Origin of the sequence: Kitasatospora arboriphila (genome assembly GCF_039528095.1) — a bacterium.
Lineage (GTDB): Bacteria > Actinomycetota > Actinomycetes > Streptomycetales > Streptomycetaceae > Kitasatospora > Kitasatospora arboriphila.
Genome location: NZ_BAAALD010000013.1, coordinates 104437 through 126215 on the forward strand (window position 1 = coordinate 104437; position 21779 = coordinate 126215).

The window sequence follows — 21779 nt, forward strand, 5'->3', positions numbered from 1 at the left end:
TCGCCGGCGGGCGGCGCAGGGGCCGGGCAGGGGGCGGTGGGAGTGAAGATCGGTGAACTGGCGGCGGAGACCGGGGCGAGTGTCCGGTCGCTGCGGCACTACGAGCAGGCCGGGCTGATCACCTCGGAGCGGGCGTCCAACGGCTACCGCCGTTTCGGCCCGGGGTCGGTGGTCCGGGTCCGAAACATCCGGCTGCTGCTGGCCGCCGGGCTGACCCTCGACGACGTCCGGGTGTTCCTGCCCTGCCTGGACGGTGACATCGGTGCGGCCGCGCCCTCGGACCGGGGCCTGCGGACCGCCCGGGCCCGGCTGGCCGTCCTCGACGAGCGGATCGCCGCCCAGACCGCCGTCCGCGACCGGCTGGCACATGCTCTCCGGCTCACGACCGGCAGCTGACCGGGGGAGTTGTGTGTCCTCGGGCCCGGCCCTCGCCGGGTGGTCCGGCAAAACAGTAGCCATGGACATAATGTCTATGTACTCTTTCGGTATGAGCAAGGGTTCACCCGGTCCCACACCCGGCTTCCTGGTCTGGCGGCTCGCCAACAAGTGGCGCGTCGCGGTCGATCGCGCAGTGGCCCCACTGGGCCTCACCCACGCGCAGTACTCGCTGGTCGCGTCGCTGTACGGCATGCAGCGCGCCGGCGAGCGGCCCAGTCAGCGCAGACTCGCCGACCACACCGGCCTGGAAGCCCTGTACGTCTCGAAACTGGCGCGCGCCCTGGAGTCGGCCGGCCACATCGAGCGCACCCGCGACCCCCGCGACCCGCGTGCCGTACAGCTCCGCCTCACCGAACAGGGCGAAGCCGTCACACGGCAGGCCGTCGCGGTGGTCCAGGACCTGCACCGGCAGTTGCTGGAACCGCTCGGCGGCCTCGACGCCCCGCGCACCAGCGCGTTCACGGACGAGCTGGTGCTCCTGCTCGACACGCCCCTCGCTCCGTCCGCACCGAGCACCGAGAACTCCCGGAACACCGAGAACTCCCAGGGGGAAACACCATGACCACCGACGCCACCGCCACGCCCGTGCCCCCGGCCGACGCCCGCGCCCTCGGCCTGGCCCACTACGCCGCCCGCGGAGTCCTGGAGAACGTCCTGGCCCGGCACGGCTGCACCTTCGAGCAGCAGGTCGCCCTGCGCGCCGCCGTCACCGCCGAGGAGCCGCCGACGGCCGACGGGCTCCTCGCCCAGGTCGGGACCTCCCTCAAGGCCGACCCGGCCGTCGTCCGCGCCACGCTCGACGACCTGCTGGCCGGGCAGTTGCTCGTCCGGGACGGCGAGCACCTCCGCCCCACGGAGGCCGGCCGCGCACTGCTCACCGCCGTCGGGGCGGAGACCGCCCCGATCACCGCCCGCATCTGGGGCGACATCCCCGCCGACGACCTGGCCGCCGCCGGCCGCGTCCTCGCCCTGGTCGCCGAGCGCGCCAACGCGGAGCTGGCCGCGCTCACGGCCTGAGCCCGTGGCCCGCCGCGCCCGCCGTGTCGGGCTGATCGGGTGTCACCGTTCCGCCCGGACGGGCATCGGGAGCGTTTCGGGGCTCCCGGCGGGCTGCGCCGTTGCCTGCGCGGGTGGGCGGTGGCGGGCCGGGCCCGGCCGTGGCCGGGCGGGTCAGTAGGACTGCAGCTCGACGAGGGTGCCCTCGGGGTCGCGGAGGTGGGCGGTGCGCAGGCCCGGACCCCACTGCGGGCGGTCGGTGGGGGCGGTGACCGGCTCGGCGCCGTGCCGCAGGCAGAGGGCGTACCCGGCGTCGACGTCGCCGACCCGGCACACGAACATCACGCCACCGCCGTCGCTGCCGCCGAGGGCCGGTCCGGTGCCGGAGGGGCCGGTGCCGAGCGCGGCGGCCAGTGCGGCACGGTCGAACAGGGCCAGTACCCCCTGCCCGGCCACGTCCCAACTGGCGTAGGGGCCTTCGGCGTTCCCCCGGGCCAGTTCGGCGCCGGCGAGCTCGGGCAGGACGGCCCGGTAGAAGCGGAAGGTCTCGGCGAACCGGTCGACCAGCAGGCGGGGGTGCAGCGCGTCCACGGAGGCTCCTCGAAATAGTGGGTCTGCACCCACTATAGGTCCTGACCTAGAATACGGGTCGTGAACGAGCCCACCGCCGTCCCGCCGAGCCTGCTGGACCTCAGCACCTACCTGCTGTCCCGCACCGGCAAGGCCGCCCGGACCCGACTCGCCGAGCGGCTCGCCCGCCGCGGACTGCGGCTGTGGCACCTGGCCGTGCTCGCGGCGCTCGCCGACTTCGGCCCGCACGCACAGCGCGACCTCTCGGTGCGGCTGTCCGTCGACCCCAGCGACATCGCCAAGGTCGTCGACGAACTCGCCGCGGCCGGCTGGGTGGACCGCTCCCGCGACCCCGCCGACCGCCGCCGCATCCGGGTCACCGTCACCGACCCCGGACGGACGGCCCTGCGCGAACTGCAGGCCGAGGCCGCGGCCGTCCAGGCGGAACTCCTCGCCCCGCTCTCCGCCGCCGAGCGCACCCGACTCCACGGCCTGCTCAGGCGGCTCTTCGACGGAGACCCCGGCACTCCGGAGGTCTGACGCCCCGGCAGGGCTCAGTGGCCGGGGCGACCGGGTGGGTGGAAGCAGGCGGTGACGGTCTTGCCCCGGGTGTCGGGGCGGCTCTGCCATGCGTCGGCGAGGGCGTCGACCAGGCGCATGCCGCGACCGGAGGTGGCCTCGGGCCCGGCCTCGCGCGGGCGCGGGAGCTGCGGCGAGTCGTCGTGGACGCTGACGTAGAGGCAGGAGCCGTCCCAGGTGAGGACGAGATCGGCGTCGCTGCGGGCGTGGATGTGGGCGTTGGTGATGAGCTCCGACACGGTGAGCACGACGGCATCGGCGGTCTCGGGTGCGTGCACCGTCCAGCCGAGCGCGTCGAGGTGACGGCGCGCCCAGGCGCGGCCGGCCCGGACGCCGCTCGACACGGGCAGGGTGCGTGCCCAGCCCATCGCCCTCAGCGCGTTGTCACGGTGGTCCATCGCGGGCCTCCCCTCGTGGCCTCTTCCGTGACCGGCTGCCCCGCTTTCCCCGCCGCACACCCCCCGCGCCCGCGCCGGACCGCACGGCCGGGGAACGGGCGGCCCGCCGAACCGCTCAGGAGTGGTGGAGCGCGGTGATCCGGGCGATCCTGCCGGAGGAGTCGAGGGTGAGGTCGTACATGTTGCCGTAGCAGCCGAACTGGCCGGTGGCGCCGGGGTTCTGGGTGCAGGCGTTGACCTGCTGGCGGAGCCGGGAGACCGGGACGTCGTGGGCCCGGGTGCCGGCCAGGAGCCGGGCGGTGGCCTCGACTGGAACCGACCAGGTCGCTCCCGGCGACGTGGCCGGACGTCGTGCGGAAGTCCCGGATCACGAGGTCGCTCATCGCGCCCTCCTCCGTGCCGCGGGTGCCGGGCGGGCCGTTCCCGCCTCGGCGCGTCCTCCCCCGACGGGCCGGCTGCGCCGGAAGCGGCCCGCCGCACGTCCTGACTTCGCGGCGCCGTGATACCCCGGGCGGGGTCCGAGGCGTCTGTAGGGGTACACGACCGACTCATCGAACGGGGAACGGAACATGCGACGTTGGACGGCACTGCCGGTGGCACTCGCGCTGGTGGGACTCGGATCGGCGGTGATGCCGGCCGCCGCCGCGACGGGAACGGCGACGGCCGCCGTGCAGTGCGACTCGGGCTGGGGCAGCCTCGACAAGGCCGGTCGGGCCGGGACGGACGCCTACCGGTACATGACCGGCATCAGGACGGGCACGCACCCCTGCTTCGACCGCATGGTCGTGGACGTGCCCGGTTCGTCGCCCGCCGACCCGGTGGCGTACCGGATCGACTACCGGGACTCGCCGATCGGCACCACCACCGACGACCGGCGGATCCCGGTCGCCGGCGGCAAGGTCCTGAACATCGTCATCGGCGCGCACACCACCGACGCCGACTGGAACACGACCTACCCGCTGCGCACGGGGGAGAAGCTGCCCGGGCTCGACTTCACGGGCTACCCCACCTTCGTCGAGGCCCGGGGAGGCGGCTCGCACGCGGGTGAGACGCAGATCGGGCTCGGTGTCCGGGCGCGGCTGCCGTACCGCGTCTTCCAGCTCGACGGCCGGCTGGTGATCGACGTGGCGCACAGCTGGGGCGCCACGGGCTGATCCGCGGGCGCGCCGGACGCGTCGCGAACCACAGGGCGAACTCGGGGGTGGCATGGAAGCGGTGAAGGACCGTCGGCGGGCCGGCGGCTGCGGCTGGGTGGTGCTGTGGGTCCTCGCGGCCTTCGTGCTCGCCACCGGCGGCGTCCTCTACGGCACCGGCCGGGTGACGGAGACCTGGCACTGGTGCCTCACCCAGGACCACGAACCCGACCCCCGGATGGCAGCGGCCACCCGCTCCGTGTGGGCCGTCGTGTTCGTCGTCCTGCTGCTGCTCGGCGCGGTGCTCTCCCCGCTGCCGCGCAGCCGGTGGTACCTGCTGCCCGTCCTGGCCGTCACCGCCGCGGTGCTGACCGGGCTCTACGTGACCGGAATGGGCACCCCCGCCCCGACCCGCCCGGGCACGCCGCCCGAAGCCGCCTGTTGGAGCCTGCCGAGCTTCCCCTTCACCGGCTGATCCGCCGCCGGCTGCTCCGTCGCCGATCCCGGCCGATCCCGGCCGGGCTACGCCGGGCTACGGCCGGGCCGTGCGGCGGTCGAGGCGGACGGTCATCTCGACGCTCACCTCGTCCCCGGCGGAGAGGGCCCCGGGCCTGCGCACGGCGGCCTTGAGCGGGAGCAGGTAGCCGCCGTCCTTCGGGAAGAGCGAGGTGGTGAACGTGACGCCGCCGATCCGGGCGTCGACGGGGACGACGCCCCAGCCGTAGGTGGCCTGCGCGGCGACCTCGCGGACGTCGGCGGACTGCTCCTCCGGCACGGGCACGAAGTAGAACGGCGAGGGCCCGCGCCACTCGATGACGCGGCCGGCGAAGACGAGGTCCATGGAGCGGTCCGTTCCTGACGGGGAGTCTGCGGTCCGCAGCGTAGCGGCAGCCCCCGACGGGGAGGCGCGGCGGCAACCGGCATTGTCCGCGAACGTGTTCGACAGTAGCGTTCCTCCCGCCCGCCGGGCCCCCGGCGGCCGGCGGACGCGGAGGGCACGGGTGGACGGGCGGGCGCACAGGCCGGAGACGGCAGGGATCCACAATCCGGTGCTGCCCGGCTCGCACCCGGACCCGTCGATCCTGCGCGTCGGCGAGGACTACTACCTCGCCACCTCCACCTTCGAGTGGTACCCCGGCGTGCGACTGCACCACTCGCGGGACCTGGTCCACTGGCGCCCCCTCGGCGGCGCCCTGGACGGCCCGCGCCTGCTGGACCTGACCGGCTGCCCGGACTCCGGCGGCGTCTGGGCCCCCAACCTCACCCACGCCGACGGCCTGTTCCACCTCGTGTACGGCAACGTCTCCGGCTACACCGGCGGCTTCACCGACTGCCCCAACCTCCTGGTCACCGCCCCCACCGCCGAAGGGCCGTGGTCCGATCCGGTGCCGCTGCACGCCCGAGGCTTCGACGCCTCGCTGTTCCACGACACCGACACCAGCTGGCTCGTCAACCTCGTCCACGACTGGCGCCCCGGCCACGGCGGCAGCGCCGGACTCGAGGCCACCCGCTACGACCGCGCCGGACGCCGCCTCGTCGGCGAACCGGTCCCGCTCCTGCTCCCGCCCCGGGCCGGCTGGATCGAAGGCCCCAACCTCCACCGCCGCGGCGGCCGGTACTACCTGATCACCGCGGACGGCGGCACCGGCTACGGCCACCAGGTCACCGTCGCCCGCTCCCGCACGCTCGCCGGACCCTACGAGCCCGACCCGGCCGGCCCGCTGCTCACCTCCCGCGACCACCCCGACCTGCCCCTGCAGAAGGCCGGCCACGGCAGCCTCGTCGACACCCCCGACGGCTCGACCTACCTCGCGTACCTGGTCGCCCGGCCCGAAGGCCGGCACGGCCCGTGCATCCTCGGCCGTGAGACCGCCCTCGCGCCCGTCCACTGGACCGACGACGGCTGGCCGCGCACCCCCACCGGCCTCCCGGAGGCCACGGTCGCGGCACCGCCGGCCCGCCCGCCCCGCACCCGCGACCGGCGACCCGCAGCCCGGCCCGCCCGCCCGGCCCGGAAGCCCCTGCTCGGGCCGGAGTGGTCCACCCTGCGCCGCCCGGCCGGACCCGACTGGATCACCGCGACCGAACGCCCCGGCGGCCTCCGGCTGCGCGGCGGCCGCTCCCCGCAGAGCCTCACCGGAGCCTCCCTGGCCGCGCGCCGCGCGACCGCCCGGCACTGCACCTTCGAGGCCGCCGTCGACTTCGCCCCCGCCGGCTTCCAGCACCTGGCCGGCATCACCGCCTACTACAACACCCGCAACTGGTACTTCCTGTACCTGACCGCCGACGACACCGGCCGCACCGTGCTGCGGCGGGCCGGCTGCGACCGCGGCGTGACCACCGTCGACGAGACCGGACAGCGGCCCGTCACCGCCGGCACCACCGTCCGGCTCGGCCTCGACCTCGACGGCCCGCAGCTGCGCTTCCGCTACGACCCCGGCGACGGCTGGCAGCCCTTCGGCCCGCCGCTGGACGCCACCGTCCTCTCGGACGAACACGCCGAGGAACACGACGCCGGTGGCATCCGCGCCCTCGGCTTCACCGGGGCCTTCCTCGGACTCTGGGCCTGGGACCTGACCGGCCGCGGCCACCACGCCGACTTCCACGACCCGCAGTACCGCACCCGTACCCGCTAGACCCCGGCGCGGGCCCAGTCCGGACCCGCCGGACCAATTCATGAGGGTGCGTCACGTTCTGCGCGTAGCCTGTCGGACGTCACCCTCCGTGTCTGTGAGCACGGTCCGTGGGCGGCGGTTCCGGACTCCGTCCTCGCACCTCGGGCCCGTTGGCGCGGCTGTGCTCGCACCTGCCGGCCGATGCCCGGCCGTGGGCTCGTTCCTGCCCGCCATCTGAGTCCCGGTCATGCTCAGTGGCCCCCCGGTGACAGGCGGTCGGCCCGCCGGACGGGGTGTTGCGCGGGCCCTTTCGCGCGGACACTGGAGTGGTGGGGGTGCGAACCGAGCACTGAGGAAGCCGCCCATGAACACCCGATCCGGCGCCACCGCGGCGCCCGCGGACCACCACGATCCGCGGGCAACCTGCACCGTCCGCGGGAGGCGACCGTCATGACCGTCAGATCCGCCCTGCACCCGTTCGGGGCCCGCGCCGTCCGCCGCACGATCGTGGTCACCACCGCCCTGGTGACCGCCGCCGCGCTCGGCACCGCCGCTCCGCTCACCGCCAGGGCCGCCGCTCCAGCCCCGCAGAGCCAGGTGTACTCCTGGGTCAGCGACGGCTGGGGCGGCGGCACCGTCACCAGCCAGCCCGCCGGCATCAACTGCCACCAGACCGTTGCCGACCCGTGGAACGGCGTCGGCCAGGAGAATCCGACCGGCACCTGCGCCGCCTCGTTCCCGGTCGGCACCACGGTCACCTTCACGGCCACCCCGGACCCCGGGTCGTACCTCAACGCCGGCCCCGACCCGGTCAGCCTGACCGTCCAGCCCGGTTACAACGCGGTGTGGGCGATGTTCTGCCCGAACGACGACCTCTGCTCCGCAGGGTGACGCCGGACGAGAACCGTCGAATCGTCAACGACACTGCCAGGAGCAGGGCCTCCCGGCGGCTCGAAGGCCCACTGCGCCCTCGTGCCGTCCGCGAGGCCCTGCCGTCACGCCGCTACGCTCCCGCCGTCACCGAGCGTGCCGACCGGTGCGGGGGCCGGTCGGCCGGCCCGATGCGGATCGGGCCGGTGCGCTCGGCGTCCGGAGCACCGAGGAGCTCCGGCCGTTGCGCGGCGCCGGCGGCGCCCGGTGCGTGGACGGTGAGTTCGAAGTCCCGGTGCGCCTTGGCGTCCAGGGCCAGCGGCAGCCGGACCCGTCCGTCCGCGACCAGGCGCCGCACCGTGCCGCGGCTCACACCGAGCCCGAGCATGAGCAGCCGTTCCACGCGCACCGGCACGGGCAGCTCGAAGCCGACCTGCACGGTGAGCGGCGTCGGGTCGTCGAGCGCGTGCAGGGGCGTGCGGATCTCCAGCGCCCAGGTGCCCGTCCAGTCGAGGCGGTACGCGTTCTTCGCGGCGAGCGACGCACTCATCGTCAGCTCCCGCACCACGGCGGGGTCGTTGTTCTCGTACGCCACCAACCGGGCGGGCTCCAGCGACGAGACGTGGACGCGTTCGTGGACGGGCACCTTCGAGGTCCGGTCGCAGGCCGTGCAGCCCAGGAGGAGCCAGACGTCGAGGAGTTTGCCGCTCGCGTTGACGCGGATCCGGCCCGTGGGGCGGTGCCGCGTGCCGGAGCAGTCCGGGCAGGGGCGCACGACCGTGGGCAGGGCGGACTGACGCACGGCCCACAGGGCCTTGCGGTCGGTATTCATGGCTGTGGTTGCTTTCAGGACTCGGCAGGAGCGCTCGCGGCCGGGCCGGGGCTCCTGGAACATGACGGATGCACACGAGGGCGCGAGTCATCGCCTCGGGGCCGAATGGCCAGGCCCGGAGGTGGACCGCGCGACAGGTCGGTCGTTGCCGTGTGGCAGCCGTTACATGTACATGTGGGCGATCATGGCCGGGGCCGGGCCCGCGGGCAAACCGTTTTCCCGACGGGCGGCAGCCGCCTACGATGAGCCGCCGTGGTTGAACTCCATCCTCCGACCGGTCCCTACGACAGCGGGTTCCTCGACACCGGGGACGGCAACCGCATCTACTACGAACAGCTCGGCAACCCCCGGGGCAAGCCGGCGTTGAACGTCCACGGCGGCCCGGGATCGGGCGCGCCGCGGAGACCGACGAGGGCCTGGGACCCGGAGCGCTACCGCGTCGTCCGCTTCGACCAGCGCAACTGCGGCCGCAGTACGCCGCACGCCAGTGACCCCGCCGCGGACATGAGCCTGAACACCACGCGGCACCTGATCGAGGACATCGAGCGGCTGCGCGAACACCTCGGCATCGAACGGTGGTTGCTGAACGGCGGCTCCTGGGGCGCCACCCTCGTCCTGGCGTACGCGCAGCAACACCCCGAGCGGGTCACCGAGATCGTCGTCCCGGCGGTGATGACGAGCCGCCGCTCCGAGATCGACTGGCTGTACCGCGGCGCCGGACGGTTCCACCCCGAGGCGTGGGACCGGTTCCGCGACGGCGTCCCCGAGGACGAGCGGGACGGCGATCTGCTCGCCGCCTACGCCCGGTTGACGGAGCACCCGGACCGGGCGGTCCGGGCGAGGGCCGCCGCCGACTGGCTCGCCTGGGAGGACGCGGTGGTCTCGAACGAGCCCAACGGCGTGCCCGGCATGTACAGCGACCGGGAGGTCGACGCACAGATCGCCTTCGTGCGGATCTGCGCCCACTACTTCAGCAACGGCGCGTGGCTGGAGGAGGACCAACTGCTCCGCAACGCCCACCGCCTGGCCGGGATCCCCGGCGTCCTCGTGCACGGTCGGCACGACATGGGCTGTCCGGTGCAGACGGCGTGGGAACTGGCCAAGGCATGGCCGGACGCACGGCTCCACATCGTCGAGGACTCGGGGCACGCCGGGAGCGAGGCGATGCAGCAGGTCGTCCGCTCGGCCATCGAGGAGTTCAAGGACCGGTGACCCCCGGGGCCGGTCGGTGGGCAGGAACCCCCCACGGATCCCTGCCCACCGACCGGCCCCGGGGGCGGGTCACCCGACGGGCCCCGGCTCGACGTCCTCGGCCGGCGGCCCCGCCGCGTCGGCGCCGATGCCGGTGAGCACCGCGTACAGGCGGCGGGTCGCGTTCTCGGCGTCGGCGAGTTCGTCCGGCGTCGGGACGACCGTGCCGAAGGACAGCCCGTGGGCGGCGGGCAGGACCCTCCAGTGGAGGACCGGCGCGAGTGCGGTGCTGGCCCGGGCGAGGAACCAGGCCAGTCGCCCGTGCGTCCGGGCGATGCCGATCGCGAGGACGGCGAGCGCCTCGCGCAGGCACTCCAGGCGCTCGATGCCCGGCAGCGGCGGCCGGCCGGAGTCCGGGCCCACCGCCTCCGCCAGACCCGACGCTGTCTTGAGCGCCAGCGCCGCATCACCCGGCGCCAACTCCCACAGCCCGTCCTGGATCTGCCGTTCGGCCTCCGCGGCCAGGACCTCGATCTGGAGGGCCATGCTCCGGTCGTCGGACCCCGAGGACGGCGGCTGCCCGCCGTGGGCCGTCACGCGGCGGCCGAGGTGCCGTGCCCCGACCGGGCGGGGTCGGCCGGGCCGGCCGCGGGCGGGACGTCGGTACCGGGCGGTGTCCCGGTGTCGCCTGCGGTGTGCGGGTGCACGTTGCTGTGTCTCCCCCTGGTACGGGCGCGGCGCGCCGATCTTGTGTCGCCCATGACTCTCGCCGGTCCGGAGCGTCGGCCGCAGCCCGCACAGCGAACCTCCGGCAGGGCGGCAGGCCACGGAACGAAGCCGGAACGAAGCCGGGACGGCCCGGCCGACCGGGACGGCCTCCGTCCGCCGAGGGCGCGGTCGCGGCGCCGACGTGCCCCGACGGACAGCTGGAGGTCGGCGGCGACCCGTCCGGCCGGACGACGTCCGGCCGGGGGCGTCCCACCAGTGCGGCGGCCGGCACGAACAGGACGGCCTGCACCGTCACCGCCCCCGCCAGGAAGACGGCCTCCCGCCACCGCCGCAGACGGCTGACGGCGAGCAGGACGAGCACCGCGAGGGCGGTGACCGCCACGACCGAGGGCGTGAAGGCGGCCGCCGACAGCCACCCGCTCCAGGTGGTGAGGGCCGCCCCGCGGTGCGCGGCCAGCCAGGCCGTCACCGGCGGTTCCCGGGCGTCCCACAGGCCGAACGGCGATGGACGATCAGCACACCGAGCAGCACCAGGAGTGCGGCCTGCACCGCCATCGGCCCGGCACCCGAGGGGCGAGCCGTCCGCCATCACGAGTCGTCAGGCCCGCCCGTGTCCCCCGAGCGGCCGGCGGTACCCGTGCCCGCCGCGAGCCCGCGTCCGGGGCCGCGCGGCATTCGGACGTGTGGGCCGGTCATTTCCGGCAAGGCGCCGCACATCAGGCGTGCCGGTGGGGTTGTCGCCGCCGGCCGGAACGAGAGGAACGATGTCGTGGCCATGATCTCCCGACTGCCCGGTCCGCTCCACCAGCGCTGGGACTGGCAGCTGCAGGGTGCCTGCCGCCGGTCCGACGCACGGCTGTTCTTCCATCCGTCGGGAGAACGGGGGCGGGCCCACGACGCGCGGGAGGAGGCGGCCAAGCGGATATGCGGTGACTGCCCGGTGCGCGCCGAATGCCTCGCCCACGCGCTGAGCGTCCGCGAGCCGTACGGCGTGTGGGGCGGCATGGGCGAGGACGAGCGCCGGGCCGTCATGGGGCCGGCGCGGCGCGGGGCGTGCCGGACCGCCTGACGCAGCCGGCCCGGGGGGTACGTCCGGGAGGCCGGGATCACGGCCGGCCGCCGGGCTCCTCCAGGTCGACCGACCCGCCCAGCGGGATGCGGGCGTAGTCGGTTCCGTGCTCCTCCAGCAGCCAGCCGTCGAAGTTGTCCATGCCGACGGCGCTGAGGTTGGCGTCGTGGATGGGGAACGCCCGAGCCGGTCGTACGGCGCGGACGAACTCGATCGCTTCGCGGAGCTTCAGCCACGGGCCGGAGGCCGGGACGAGCAGGGTGTCGACCGGTTCGGCGGGAACGTGCAGCGAGTCCCCGGGGTGGTAGAGACCGTCGACGACGAATCCCAGGTTGGGGCAGCCGGGCAGGCCGTCGATGATCTCGGCGTGCTCGCCGCCGACGGCCCGCACGGTGAACCCGGCCGCGGTGAAGGCGTCTCCCGCCGCGACGGCGGTCGCGCCGTCGCCGAGGGCCGCGGCCAGGGCCGGATGGGTGTGGACGGTCAGTGAGGGGTTGTCCTTCCGTGCGGCGGCGAGCTTGCCGACGTCGAGGTGGTCCGCGTGCTCGTGGGTGATGAGCACGGCGGTGGCGCCGGAGAGGGCTTCCGCTTCGGAGAGGGTGCCCGGGTCGATCACGAGCACCCGGTCGCCGTCCTCGATGCGCACACAGGCGTGGCCGTACTTCGTCAGACGCATCCGGTCAACCTACCGTCACGAGCCGTTCGGCATCGGCGACATGGGCCGGGCCGGCTACGACCGGGCCCGGGCCCGGGCGACCCGGGAGGTTCCGGTCACCGCCATCACGAGGGAGTACAGCGAGGTCGTCGCCGTGATGAAGAGGCGGTTGTTCTTCGGCCCGCCGAAGGCGAGGTTGGAGACGGGCTCCGGGACGCGCAGGCGGCCGATGAGCGTGCCGTCCGGGTCGTAGCAGTGCACGCCGTCCTCCAGGGCCGCCGCCCAGAGCCGGCCGCCGTCGTCGAAGCGGATGTTGTCGAAGCCGCTCTCCGGCGACTTCGCGAAGACCTCGCCGTCCGAGAGCGTGCCGTCCTCGCGCACGTCGAAGACACGGATGTGGCGCTGCCGGCTGTCCGCCACGAAGAGCCGCTGCTCGTCGGGGGAGAAGACCAGCCCGTTGGGGCCCTCGAAGCCGTCCGCGACGATCCGCACCTCGCCGCTGCCCGGGTCGATCCGGTACACGTTGCAGGCGCCGATCTCGGCCTCGGCGCGGTGGCCCTCGTAGTCGCTGGTGATGCCGAAGTCCGGGTCGGAGAACCAGACCGAGCCGTCCGAGTGCACCACGGCGTCGTTGGGCGAGTTGAGCCGGCGGCCCCGGTAGCGGTCGGCGAGCACGGTGACCGACCCGTCATGCTCGGTGCGGGTCACCCGGCGGTTGCCCTGTTCGCAGCTGACGAGCCGGCCCTGGCCGTCCAGGGTGTTGCCGTTGCTGTGGCCGGCGGGGGAGCGGAAGACGCCGACCGTGCCGGTGGCCTCGTCCCAGCGCAGCATCCGGTCGTTGGGGATGTCGCTCCAGATCAGCTGGCGCCAGGCCGGCAGGTAGACCGGGCCCTCCGCCCAGCGGCAGTCCCCGTGCAGCTTCTCCAGGCGGACGTCGCCGTTGGCGCACCGCCCGGTGCGGAAGCGGTCGTCCAGAATCTCGTACAGGCCATGGTTCATCGTGTTGGACATCATCATCCCCATGTCGCATATTGCCAAATGACATTCGGTGATGGATGAGTATGACAGAAGACGATATGGTTCCACCATGGCATCGGAGAACCTCGACGAGACCGACCGCGCACTGATCGCACTGCTGCAGCAGGACGCCGGCCAGGCCTACGCGGCCCTGGGCAAGGCGGTCGGCCTGTCCGCGGGCGCCGCCCACGAGCGCGTCCGCAAACTCCGCGAGCGCGGCGTCGTCCGCCGCACCACTGTCGAGGTCGACCCCAAGGCGCTCGGCCTCGGCGTCCTCGCCTTCGTGATGGTCGAGTCCTCGGCCTGGATGGGCGACTCCGCCGAGGCCTTCGCCGCGATCCCGGAGATCGAGGAGGCCCACATCATCGCCGGCAGCGCCTCCGTCCTGGTGAAGGTCCGCACCGCCACCACCGAACAGCTCCAGGACGTGCTGCGCCGCCTCTACGCCGTCGAGGGCGTCAACGGCACCCAGGCCACGGTCTCGCTGGAGACCTTCTTCGAACGCCCGCCGTCCCCCGCCACCCCGCCCGTCTGAGCGCCGGGCCGGCCGGCCGACCGGGCCCGCGGATGACATCGAGGAGGACGCGCCGGACGCCACCGACAGGGACCGCGGCTGGGGTGAGGTGCTGCTCGCCGCGGCCCTGCAGGGCGTGGTGTTCGCGCTGGTGAGAGCGGCGCTGGACCACGGTGGTGCGGCAGCCGTCCACCGGGTGGCCGGTCACCGGCCCGGGGACGGGTGAGCCGCCCGAGCCGCTGCTGCGACGGTCACCACTGACGGACGGGACTCGCCGCTCCCGGACTTCCCGCGGTCGGGGCGCCCGCCCGGTGCGGCCGGCCGTTCGCCCGCGGTGCGCCGTTCGCAGCCGTGCCCGGCCAGTCGGCGGCGGCGACGGCGGCCGGGGGGGCGCGGTCGACGGTGAACACCCGGTCGGTCTCGGTCAGCCGCAGCAACTGGCGCATCTGCCGGCGCGGAGCCGCCAGCCGGAAGGCGACGCCGGCCTAGAGGGCGGCCTCCCGGCCGCGCAGCAGCGCGTTCAGCCCGGCCGCGGCGCAGAACTCCAGCCCGCTGCAGTCCACCACCACGGCGGCCGGGGCCGGCCGGGCGGCCACCGCCTTGCGCAGCGCCGCCTGCAACTGGCCGGTGGTGTCCATGTCGGCCTCGCCGAGGACCACCACCACCCGCACACCCCCGGGGCCGGCGCGGTGGGCGATGCGGAGCGCGGGCTGCACGTCGGCCTCCTGTCGATCGGGTGGCTGCGTCGGACGGTCCTGCCCTGAAAGCCTGAACGCACCGGCGGCGCCGCCGCAGCCCTCCGGGCGAAGTCCGGTGATCTGCCCCAGGTCACTGGGCGAAGCCGACGGGGCCGCCCGCGGACGGGACACTCCGCATCGTGGAACCGCCGCCCGGCGGACACGACCGGCCCGGGCATCGCTGCTGCGCGGTGCGGATGCCGCGGGCCGGGCAGCCCGCCCTGCGGGAGGCGTTCCCCGATCGCCGCGAGGGGCGCACGTGACCGTTGGTGCCGGAGGAGACGGTCCCGGATCGCGGGCCGTTCCCGTCCGAGGGGCGAGACGAATGGGCCTCCCGGGGCAGGCGCCCTTGACGGGGTCGGCGCGCGGGTCGACACTCCGGCAGGGGAGTCCTCGAACGCGGGCGGAGGGGTCGTGGGGCAGACGGAGCCGGTCACCGGCGGCGTGGCGCACGCCGTCCGGCTGCTGCCCGTCCTGACGTCCCGTCGCCACATCGACCTGCTGCGGGTGTGCAGCAGCCTGGCAGGCAGACCCCGCTCCCGCGGCCGCCGCCGCCCGGTGGCCGCCGCCGTCTGACGTCACGTCAGGTCCCTTCTCCGGCCAGCTGGCCGTCCCTCGCTTCCCCGCCGGATACCGGCACGCGTGCGCGTGCCCGCGCAGTCTGGGAGACCCTCATGCCCGTCTCGTTCCCGTCCGCCGTGCCCTCCTTCCGCGGGAGGATCGGGCGCGACGCCCGCAGCGGCTACAGCGCCGTGCCGCACCGCTACCGGCTCCACCTCGCCCGCTCCTGTCCGGACTGTCTCCGGATCGCCGTCACCCACAGCCTCCTCGCCCTCGACGACGTGCTGCCGATCGGCTGGCTGCCGGCGCTGCCCGACGACGGCGACGGCGGGTACCTGGCCCTGCGGCCGCTGTACGAGGCCACCTCGCACCGGCACCGCGGACCGGCCGCGGCCCCGGTGCTCAGCGACGACTGGAGCGGACGGATCGTCAGCACCGACAGCGGCGAGATCCTCACCGACCTGGCCCACCGCTTCGACCGGGACGGCAGGAACCTCCGGCCGACCGGGACGGGAACCGCCGTCGAGGCGGTGGCCCTGCTCTGCGAACGCGGCCTCGACGCGGCCGCCCAGCGGGCCGGCCTGGCCGGCACCGCCCCGGCCGAGCGGGAGGCGGCCCTGCAGAGCCTGCTCGCCGGGCTCGGCGCGATCGAGCAGCGCCTGGCCGACCGCGAACACCTACTGGACGGGGGACCGACCCTCGCGGACGTCCACGTCTGGGCGAGCCTCGTGGAACTGGACACCGTCCACCGCTGGCACCTGCACGCCGCCGCCGTCGACCGGGTCGCCGACCACCCTCGGGTCTGGGCCTACGCCCGGCGGCTGGCCGGACACCCCGCCTTCGGCCGCCACCTCGACCTGGAGGGGACCGGCCTCCGCCACCGCGCCCACTGCCGGGGCGAGGAGGACGCGGGCGCGGCGATGCCGATCGTGGACTGGGCGCAGTACGCGCGGGCACGGACCCCCGTGTCCGGCTGAACGGCCCCGGCGGTCCGGCCGGCCCCTCCCACGGGCCGGCCGGGCCCGGTCGTGCCGGCCGTGCCGGCGGACGCGGCGCAGGCTCCGCGGCGTCCCTGCGCCGGACGACCACCCCGGTGCTCGGCAGGCGCACGGAGAGGAGGCTTCGTCCCACTCCCGGCCGTCGACCAGGCCGCTCCCGCCCTCAGGCGGAGGGGTGCCCGGTGTCGCGCCACCCCGGCTCGCCGTCCTGCACCTCGGCGACGCTCGGGTGGCGCACCGCCTCCAGGGTGTCGTCGGCGAGCAGATCGGCGATCAGGGCACGGCTGCCGAAGACCTCGGTGGCACTCAGGTCCCAGTCGGTGACGACGAACCAGGAGTGGTCCGGCGGCCACCAGTGGGCCGGGAACTGCGTGCTGTGGGTCCCCCCGCGGCCGGGACCGGCGTCGTGGTGGGCGACGGCCTCGTCGAGCCGGCCGCGGCGGACGGGCACCGGCGCGCAGGCGTCCTCGATCGCGGCCTGCGCCCAGTAGCACTCCGTGCGCAGCCCGTCGGCGCTGTGCCGCGCCACCACCTCGACGAGGCGGCCGAGGCACTCCCGGTCGATCTCCCCGGGCGACGGGTGACCGAAGCCCTCGGGCAGCGGCAGCCCCTCGAAGACGCGCCACGACGGCGTGTACCGCCAGTCCTCCAGACGCCTGCCGGTCCTCGCCAGCAGGTCGCCCCAGCGCAGGCGCCGCCGTCCCTCGTGGGCGGTGTGCAGCACCCAGCAGCGGTCCGCGAACCCCTCCCGGGGCTCGTGGCCGAGCAGGTCCTCCTCCAGCCGCCGGCGCATGCCGCCCAGCGGATCGTCGTCCGGTACGCGCCTCACCACGCGCTCCTCGCCGGCGCGGGCGGCACCGCCACCGGAATGCCGTCCGGCCGCCCGGCGAGCAGGGCCGCGACGTGGTCGGCGCAGCGCAGGGCCGCCTCGGCCATCGCCCGTCCGGTCATGCCGGCGACGTGCGGGGTGAGCAGGGCCCGGGAGAGGCCGAACAGCGGAGAGGCGAACGCGGCGTGCTCGTGGGCGAAGGTGTCGACGGCGGCCGCGGCCAGCGGATGGGCCGGGTCGCGCAGCGCGTCGGCGAGGGCCTGCTCGTCGACGATGCCGCCGCGCGAGGTGTTCAGCAGGATCGACCCGGGCCGCATCAGCGCCAGCTCCGCCCGGCCCACCAGCCCCGCCGTGTGCGCGGTGAGCGGCAGGTGCAGGGACACCACGTCGCTGGTGGCGAGCAGCGCGGCGAGGGACTCCACCCGGCGGACCGGTGGCCCGGCCGGGCTCCGCGACCACCCCTGGACGGTCATGCCCAGGAGGCGGGCCCGCTCGGCCAGCGCCAGACCGATCCGGCCGAGTCCCGCGATGCCCAGGGTCAGGTCGCCCAGTTCGACCGCGGGCGCGGACGGTGCGCTCCACCGGCCCCGGTGCGCCGCCCCGTTGTGCGCCACCAGGTCACGCGTCAGGGAGAGCAGCTGGGCCAGGGCGAACTCGGCCACCGCGTCCGCGTTGGACCCGGGCGTGTGGGTGACGGCGACACCGTGTCGGGCCGCGACCGCCAGGTCGACGTGGTCGGTGCCCGCCCCGGCCCGGCCGATCACCCGGAGCCGGTGGGCCAGCGCCCCGTCGGTCGCCGCCGCGAGGAACGCGGCCCGCAGCGGGACCCCCGCGCGGGACTTCAGCGCGTCGTAGCCGCGCCCACCCCGAACCACCTCGCCGATCAGTGCCGCTTCGTCGAACGGGTCGACATCGGTGAACTCGACCCGGTCCGCCCACGCCGCCACCGCGGACGCCCGGTCGGCCACCCGCCGCAGGTTCAGCGTGACGGCCAGACCGTGCCCGACCAGTCGTTCCACCTCGCGGTCGAGCAGCGCCCCGGGAGCCGCGTCCAACAGCAGGATCCGCCCCACACCCTCCCCCTTCTCCGTACCCGGACCTTATGCGGGCCGCCGGCGGCAGCGGAAATCCCCCGACCCGGGCCGCTCCCGATCGGGCGGCACCCCGTGGTTCGGAGCGGGCCGCCGCTGGGTAGACGCACGGGCTGCCAGGACGGAAGGGGAGTGGTCGGCCATGGCCGGACTCACGATGACCAGGGGCTCGATGCCGCAGGGCCCCGTGCTCTTCCTAGACGGGGAGGTGGACCTCTACAGCGTCCCCGCGCTCGCCGAGGCGCTCGAGGACGCGGTGGACCTCTGCCCGCCCGGTGCGCCGGTCACGGTCGACATGGCGCAGGTGGAGTTCTGCGACTCCTCCGGCCTCAACGCCCTGCTGAAGGCCCGGGCCCGGGCCGACCGGCGGAGCGTGGCCGTGCAGGTGGCGCGTCCCTCCCCGCAGGTGGCGCGCCTGCTCACCGTCACCGCGACCGCGGAACTGCTGCTGCCACCGGCCCACGGGGCCGACTGAGACCCCGAGGCGCGGACCGGGAACGGCTCGACCGGCCCGGACCAGTCCGAACGGCCGCCGGCTCCGAACGGGGACGAGCGGGGACACCGAACCACCCGCCGCCCGAGGAAGGAGACCCCGTGGTCACCGTCGAACGCCGGATCCCGGTCGGCCGGCCCGCCGAGGACGTGCTGCGCTACCTCGCGGACTTCGGCCACACGCCCGAGTGGGACCCGGGCACGGTCAGCTGCGTCCGCACCGACACCGGCCCCGTGACGGAGGGGTCGCGATGGACGAACACCTCCCGCTTCCGCGGACGCACCACCCGGCTGGAGTACCGGCTCGTCCGCCGGGAACCGGACCGCCTGCTGTTCGTGGGCGAGAACGGAACGGTCACCGCCACCGACGACATCACCGTCCGGCCGGCCGACGGGGGCGGCGCGGTCGTCGACTACCGGGCGCAGCTGAGCTTCAAGGGCGTCGCGAGGCTCGCCGCACCGTTCCTCCGGGGCGCCTTCGAGGAACTCGCGGACGGCGTCGCGGACCGGCTGCCGCAGGTCCTCGCCGCCCGCTGACGCCCCCGCTGAGGCCGCCCCGGGCGGCAGCCGGCCGGACGTTCCACCGCGGAACTCCGCTCACTCGAACCGTGCGGGATCGCCGGCCCCGCGCCGGACGATCTCCGCCTCGCCGCTGGAGAAGTCGACCACCGTCGTCGGCTCGGTGCCGCAGTCGCCCGAGTCCACGACGGCGTCCAGCACGTGGTCGAGCCGCTCCTTGATCTCCCAGCCCTGCGTCATCGGCTCCTCCTCGCCGGGCAGCAGCAGGGTGCTGGAGACCAGCGGCTCGCCGAGCTCGGGGAGCGGCGCCCGGGCGACGGTGTGGTCCGGGATCCGGACACCCACCGTCTTCTTCTTCGGGTGCTGCAGCCGGCGCGGCACCTCCTTGGTCGCGGGCAGGATGAAGGTGTAACTGCCCGGCGTCGCCGCCTTGATCGCGCGGAACACGTCGTTGTCGATGTGGACGAACTGGCCCAGCTGCGCGAAGTTCTCGCACACCAGCGTGAAGTGGTGGCGGTCGTCCAGCCGCCGGATCGACCGGATCCGCTCCAGGCCGTCGTGGTTGTCCAGTCGGCAGCCGAGCGCGAAGCAGGAGTCGGTGGGGTAGGCGATCAGCGCCCCGGAGCGGAGACTGTCGGCGACGGTGCCGATGGTGCGCGCCTGAGGGGTCTGCGGGTGCACGTCGAAGTACTTTGCCATTGGCCAAACTTACGGCATCCGCCCGGGGCCCGGGCAGGACGCGCCGACCGCCGCCGGCGCACCGGCCGGGGCCGTCCCGGAGGTCCGGTACCCGGCGCGGACGAGGGCGTGGCGCCCCGACCGGCGACCCCGAAGCCCCGGGCGGCGAACGCCCCACAGGACCGGACGGCGGGACCGGACGGCGGGATCGGCGGGCGGGCGCGGAATCGGCAGGCGGCGGGCGGCGGCGATCGGGCAGACGCCGGGGGAGGAGCGGTCCGCACCGGCGACGGCGGGCGCGGTACCCGCTCGCGCGCGGGAGGTGGTCACGACGGCGGCGGACGGCGGCGTCCAGGACGGCGCCGACCGCACCCTGTGGGCCGCCGGCATCACCGGCGTCGTCCTCGGCGAGGACGGCGAGTCCGTGCTGAGCGGGATCACCGAGCTCCTCGCCGCCCACCGCGTCTGGGACCGGTTCCCCGCACCGAGGCCCGAGGCCGGCTGACGGTTGCAGGAGCGTCACCCGAACGGCTTCGACGGCCACCGGCCGTCACGGCCAGGCGGCCTCGCCGTCGGCGTCGTCGGAGCCGTCCAGGGCGCTGTCCGGCACGATGTGCACGGCCGCCTCCTCGGCACAGGCCGCGCCGGCGTCGATGCCGACGTCCTCGGCGTAGAGCTCGGTCGTCCTGTCGTGCGCGCCCTCGTCGGGTGCGACCAGGCGTCCGGCCCGCTCGGCGCCCGCCTCCCGGTCGACGGGCTCGCCGTCGCCGCCGGCCAGGTCGCCGATGCGGTCGCCCGGGTCCGGCTCCTGGTCGGGCAGCTCCCGGGCCAGCCGCTGGTCGAGCGACTCGCCCGCCCGCTGCTCACCGGCCGTCGTCCCGGCCTGCCGGACGGCGAACGGCCGCTCGGGCGGTGACCACCCCTCGTCGAGGAGATCGTCGTAGGTCCGCTCGTCGAGGGCGTTCTGCAGGTCCAAGGCGGAGGCATCGGCCTGGTCGTCGGCGGTGTCCGCAGGCTGGTAGACCTCGTCCGCCCTGCCGCTCTCGGTCATCACGGCCTCCCGGTCGTCTCGGTTGCCCCCTCCGTCCGGCGTCCTTGTACCCGCATCGGCCGGGGCCATCCGCGCCGACGGCCGGGCCCGGGGCCCGCCGCCGTGCTGCGGTTCCGGTCCGGGCGGCCTGCGTGTGGGGCCGGCCCGTGATCGGTCCCGTCTCTCGACGGTACGTCCGTCGCCCCGGGAGCGAAACACGCGGGGCCCGCGGGCCCGGATCCCGGCCCGTGCCGGACCTGCCACCGGACCGTCCGGGGGATCGCCCGGGGGTGTGCCGCTGCGCCCGTCCGTCACGGTCCGCCTGGGGCAGGTCCGCGCCCGTACCCGCGTCCTGCCCCCTCATCCCTGTAGCTGACGCTGCGCCAGCCCGGCTGCCCGTGGTGGGTGTTCGGCTTGACGGGGCCTCGATGTCACTGGAACCGTTCTGTCGGGGAGGGATCATGGCCGCGGACAGCAGACTCGCCGTGGCCGCGCACGTCCCTGGCACCAACCCCGTCGTCCGGCGGCCGGCCCGCGATCCCGGCGTCCTCACGCCGCTGGACGTCCACCGGGCGGTCGACGCAGTCCGTCCCCGGCGAAGCCCCGACGACGCACACCGAGGACCTGACGACCGTGCTCACCACCCCGCGCCTGCGCCTGCGCCCCCTCACCGAGGCCGACACCGACTGGTGGGTGTGCCTGCACGCCGACGACGAGGTCAACCGGTTCGTCGGCGCCTACACCCGCGAGCAGGCCGCCGCCCGCCTCCACGACATCCAGCGGCAGTGGGCCGAGCGCGGCCACGGCCTGTGCGCCGTCGAACTCAACGGCACCGGCGAAGCGATCGGCCGCTGCGGCCTCAACTGGTGGGAGCAGTTCGGTGAGACCGAGATCGGCTGGACCTTCGCCCGCCGCCACTGGGGCAACGGCTACGCCGCCGAGGCGGCGCGGACCGTCCTTGCCTGGGGCTTCGGCACGCTCGGGCTCACCCGAATTACCGCGATGATCCACCACGGCAACGAAGCCTCCACCGCCGTGGCCCGCCGCCTGGGCTTCGCGCCACTCCGCGAGGACGTGGTGCTCGGCCGCCCCTGCACCGTCCACGCGCTGGACCGCGACGACTTCGCCGCCCCCTGAGCCGTCGCCGACGACGACACCGCCGGGCCGGGCGAGTCGCAGCGCCCACCGGCGGCCGCGCTCGTGGCGGGGGGCGCCCGGGGGGGGGGGGGCGGCTCCTC

Annotated in this window: 30 protein-coding genes and 1 pseudogene; 18 read left to right on the plus strand and 13 right to left on the minus strand. The window is 75.1% G+C overall.

The window, feature by feature from the left end:
* Positions 1–42 precede the first annotated feature (42 nt).
* The 3 genes from ABD353_RS10160 (at position 43) to ABD353_RS10170 (ending at position 1455) form a co-directional block, all read left to right on the plus strand.
* A complete protein-coding gene (locus tag ABD353_RS10160) occupies positions 43–396 on the plus strand; it encodes a MerR family transcriptional regulator (RefSeq protein ID WP_344623170.1) in 354 nt (117 codons plus the stop codon).
* A 91-nt stretch (positions 397–487) separates the two neighbouring features.
* On the plus strand, positions 488–1000 hold the full coding sequence (locus ABD353_RS10165) for a MarR family winged helix-turn-helix transcriptional regulator (RefSeq protein WP_344623171.1): 513 nt from the start codon (positions 488–490) through the stop codon (positions 998–1000).
* On the plus strand, positions 997–1455 hold the full coding sequence (locus tag ABD353_RS10170; RefSeq protein WP_344623172.1) for a MarR family transcriptional regulator: 459 nt from the start codon (positions 997–999) through the stop codon (positions 1453–1455). Before ABD353_RS10165 ends, ABD353_RS10170 begins: the two co-directional genes overlap by 4 nt.
* Before the next feature lie 153 nt (positions 1456–1608).
* Here the strand turns inward: ABD353_RS10170 and ABD353_RS10175 are convergent, their stop codons facing one another.
* Entirely contained in the window at positions 1609–2025 is a 417-nt protein-coding gene (locus ABD353_RS10175; RefSeq protein WP_344623173.1) for a VOC family protein, read from the minus strand.
* A 60-nt stretch (positions 2026–2085) separates the two neighbouring features.
* On the opposite strand from ABD353_RS10175, the gene ABD353_RS10180 reads away from it, so the two are divergent.
* Positions 2086–2544: a MarR family winged helix-turn-helix transcriptional regulator gene (locus ABD353_RS10180; protein WP_344623174.1), complete on the plus strand. Its 459-nt coding sequence runs from the start codon at positions 2086–2088 to the stop codon at positions 2542–2544.
* Positions 2545–2558: 14 nt separating this feature from the next.
* On the opposite strand, the gene ABD353_RS10185 is transcribed toward ABD353_RS10180, so the two are convergent.
* The gene (locus ABD353_RS10185) at positions 2559–2981 is read right to left on the minus strand and encodes an ATP-binding protein (RefSeq protein WP_344623175.1); all 423 of its coding nucleotides are present in this window, start codon (positions 2979–2981) and stop codon (positions 2559–2561) included.
* 569 nt (positions 2982–3550) lie between these two features.
* Between ABD353_RS10185 and ABD353_RS10190 the strand changes: the two genes are divergently transcribed.
* Both ABD353_RS10190 and ABD353_RS10195 read left to right on the plus strand, forming a co-directional pair.
* On the plus strand, positions 3551–4135 hold the full coding sequence (locus tag ABD353_RS10190; RefSeq protein ID WP_344623176.1) for an AMIN-like domain-containing (lipo)protein: 585 nt from the start codon (positions 3551–3553) through the stop codon (positions 4133–4135).
* 52 nt (positions 4136–4187) lie between these two features.
* Positions 4188–4589, plus strand: coding sequence for a hypothetical protein (locus tag ABD353_RS10195; protein ID WP_344623177.1), 402 nt, complete (start codon positions 4188–4190; stop codon positions 4587–4589).
* Positions 4590–4646: 57 nt separating this feature from the next.
* Here the strand turns inward: ABD353_RS10195 and ABD353_RS10200 are convergent, their stop codons facing one another.
* Positions 4647–4955 (minus strand): DUF1905 domain-containing protein, encoded by a 309-nt coding sequence (locus tag ABD353_RS10200; RefSeq protein WP_344623178.1) that lies wholly within the window; start codon positions 4953–4955, stop codon positions 4647–4649.
* 208 nt (positions 4956–5163) lie between these two features.
* Between ABD353_RS10200 and ABD353_RS10205 the strand changes: the two genes are divergently transcribed.
* Positions 5164–6750 (plus strand): glycoside hydrolase family 43 protein, encoded by a 1587-nt coding sequence (locus ABD353_RS10205; protein WP_344623179.1) that lies wholly within the window; start codon positions 5164–5166, stop codon positions 6748–6750.
* Positions 6751–7179: 429 nt separating this feature from the next.
* Positions 7180–7620 (plus strand): hypothetical protein, encoded by a 441-nt coding sequence (locus ABD353_RS10210; RefSeq protein WP_344623180.1) that lies wholly within the window; start codon positions 7180–7182, stop codon positions 7618–7620.
* A gap of 112 nt (positions 7621–7732) precedes the next feature.
* Here ABD353_RS10210 and ABD353_RS10215 read toward each other — a convergent pair whose 3' ends face one another.
* Positions 7733–8431 carry a DUF1062 domain-containing protein gene (locus ABD353_RS10215; RefSeq protein ID WP_344623181.1) on the minus strand — a complete coding sequence of 233 codons (699 nt, stop codon included), beginning with the start codon at positions 8429–8431 and terminating at the stop codon, positions 7733–7735.
* A 252-nt stretch (positions 8432–8683) separates the two neighbouring features.
* Here ABD353_RS10215 and pip point away from each other — a divergent pair, with 252 nt between their 5' ends.
* Positions 8684–9643 (plus strand): prolyl aminopeptidase, encoded by a 960-nt coding sequence (gene pip / locus ABD353_RS10220; protein ID WP_344623182.1) that lies wholly within the window; start codon positions 8684–8686, stop codon positions 9641–9643.
* Between the two features lie 69 nt (positions 9644–9712).
* Here the strand turns inward: pip and ABD353_RS10225 are convergent, their stop codons facing one another.
* Positions 9713–10168: a hypothetical protein gene (locus ABD353_RS10225; protein WP_344623183.1), complete on the minus strand. Its 456-nt coding sequence runs from the start codon at positions 10166–10168 to the stop codon at positions 9713–9715.
* 952 nt (positions 10169–11120) lie between these two features.
* Between ABD353_RS10225 and ABD353_RS10230 the strand changes: the two genes are divergently transcribed.
* Positions 11121–11420 (plus strand): WhiB family transcriptional regulator, encoded by a 300-nt coding sequence (locus ABD353_RS10230; RefSeq protein ID WP_344623184.1) that lies wholly within the window; start codon positions 11121–11123, stop codon positions 11418–11420.
* Between the two features lie 37 nt (positions 11421–11457).
* Here the strand turns inward: ABD353_RS10230 and ABD353_RS10235 are convergent, their stop codons facing one another.
* Positions 11458–12096: an MBL fold metallo-hydrolase gene (locus tag ABD353_RS10235; RefSeq protein WP_344623185.1), complete on the minus strand. Its 639-nt coding sequence runs from the start codon at positions 12094–12096 to the stop codon at positions 11458–11460.
* 54 nt (positions 12097–12150) lie between these two features.
* On the minus strand, positions 12151–13074 hold the full coding sequence (locus ABD353_RS10240) for an SMP-30/gluconolactonase/LRE family protein (protein ID WP_344623186.1): 924 nt from the start codon (positions 13072–13074) through the stop codon (positions 12151–12153).
* 88 nt (positions 13075–13162) lie between these two features.
* On the opposite strand from ABD353_RS10240, the gene ABD353_RS10245 reads away from it, so the two are divergent.
* Positions 13163–13627 carry an Lrp/AsnC family transcriptional regulator gene (locus ABD353_RS10245; protein WP_344623187.1) on the plus strand — a complete coding sequence of 155 codons (465 nt, stop codon included), beginning with the start codon at positions 13163–13165 and terminating at the stop codon, positions 13625–13627.
* A gap of 40 nt (positions 13628–13667) precedes the next feature.
* Positions 13668–13832, plus strand: a pseudogene (locus tag ABD353_RS10250) (DUF4235 domain-containing protein); the annotation flags it as partial.
* A 25-nt stretch (positions 13833–13857) separates the two neighbouring features.
* Here the strand turns inward: ABD353_RS10250 and ABD353_RS10255 are convergent.
* Both ABD353_RS10255 and ABD353_RS10260 read right to left on the minus strand, forming a co-directional pair.
* Positions 13858–14052 carry a hypothetical protein gene (locus ABD353_RS10255; protein ID WP_344623188.1) on the minus strand — a complete coding sequence of 65 codons (195 nt, stop codon included), beginning with the start codon at positions 14050–14052 and terminating at the stop codon, positions 13858–13860.
* A 39-nt stretch (positions 14053–14091) separates the two neighbouring features.
* The gene (locus tag ABD353_RS10260; protein WP_344623189.1) at positions 14092–14322 is read right to left on the minus strand and encodes an STAS domain-containing protein; all 231 of its coding nucleotides are present in this window, start codon (positions 14320–14322) and stop codon (positions 14092–14094) included.
* Between the two features lie 435 nt (positions 14323–14757).
* On the opposite strand from ABD353_RS10260, the gene ABD353_RS10265 reads away from it, so the two are divergent.
* Together ABD353_RS10265 and ABD353_RS10270 are read left to right on the plus strand one after the other, a co-directional pair.
* Complete coding sequence (locus tag ABD353_RS10265; protein WP_344623190.1) at positions 14758–14919, plus strand: hypothetical protein; 162 nt, start codon at positions 14758–14760, stop codon at positions 14917–14919.
* 98 nt (positions 14920–15017) lie between these two features.
* Entirely contained in the window at positions 15018–15881 is an 864-nt protein-coding gene (locus tag ABD353_RS10270; RefSeq protein WP_344623191.1) for a glutathione S-transferase C-terminal domain-containing protein, read from the plus strand.
* A gap of 184 nt (positions 15882–16065) precedes the next feature.
* Here the strand turns inward: ABD353_RS10270 and ABD353_RS10275 are convergent, their stop codons facing one another.
* Together ABD353_RS10275 and ABD353_RS10280 are read right to left on the minus strand one after the other, a co-directional pair.
* Positions 16066–16731 carry a hypothetical protein gene (locus tag ABD353_RS10275; protein WP_344623192.1) on the minus strand — a complete coding sequence of 222 codons (666 nt, stop codon included), beginning with the start codon at positions 16729–16731 and terminating at the stop codon, positions 16066–16068.
* Entirely contained in the window at positions 16728–17804 is a 1077-nt protein-coding gene (locus ABD353_RS10280) for an NAD(P)-dependent oxidoreductase (protein ID WP_344623193.1), read from the minus strand. Before ABD353_RS10280 ends, ABD353_RS10275 begins: the two co-directional genes overlap by 4 nt.
* Before the next feature lie 160 nt (positions 17805–17964).
* On the opposite strand from ABD353_RS10280, the gene ABD353_RS10285 reads away from it, so the two are divergent.
* Both ABD353_RS10285 and ABD353_RS10290 read left to right on the plus strand, forming a co-directional pair.
* Positions 17965–18297: an STAS domain-containing protein gene (locus ABD353_RS10285; protein ID WP_344623194.1), complete on the plus strand. Its 333-nt coding sequence runs from the start codon at positions 17965–17967 to the stop codon at positions 18295–18297.
* A 119-nt stretch (positions 18298–18416) separates the two neighbouring features.
* On the plus strand, positions 18417–18851 hold the full coding sequence (locus ABD353_RS10290; RefSeq protein ID WP_344623195.1) for an SRPBCC family protein: 435 nt from the start codon (positions 18417–18419) through the stop codon (positions 18849–18851).
* A gap of 60 nt (positions 18852–18911) precedes the next feature.
* Here ABD353_RS10290 and ABD353_RS10295 read toward each other — a convergent pair whose 3' ends face one another.
* Positions 18912–19532 carry an L-threonylcarbamoyladenylate synthase gene (locus tag ABD353_RS10295; RefSeq protein WP_344623196.1) on the minus strand — a complete coding sequence of 207 codons (621 nt, stop codon included), beginning with the start codon at positions 19530–19532 and terminating at the stop codon, positions 18912–18914.
* A 301-nt stretch (positions 19533–19833) separates the two neighbouring features.
* On the opposite strand from ABD353_RS10295, the gene ABD353_RS10300 reads away from it, so the two are divergent.
* Positions 19834–20016 (plus strand): hypothetical protein, encoded by a 183-nt coding sequence (locus tag ABD353_RS10300; protein WP_344623197.1) that lies wholly within the window; start codon positions 19834–19836, stop codon positions 20014–20016.
* 45 nt (positions 20017–20061) lie between these two features.
* On the opposite strand, the gene ABD353_RS10305 is transcribed toward ABD353_RS10300, so the two are convergent.
* Positions 20062–20562, minus strand: a complete 501-nt coding sequence (locus tag ABD353_RS10305; protein WP_344623198.1) for a DUF5709 domain-containing protein — start codon at positions 20560–20562, stop codon at positions 20062–20064.
* Between the two features lie 612 nt (positions 20563–21174).
* Between ABD353_RS10305 and ABD353_RS10310 the strand changes: the two genes are divergently transcribed.
* Positions 21175–21678, plus strand: a complete 504-nt coding sequence (locus ABD353_RS10310; RefSeq protein WP_344623199.1) for a GNAT family N-acetyltransferase — start codon at positions 21175–21177, stop codon at positions 21676–21678.
* Positions 21679–21779 lie beyond the last annotated feature (101 nt).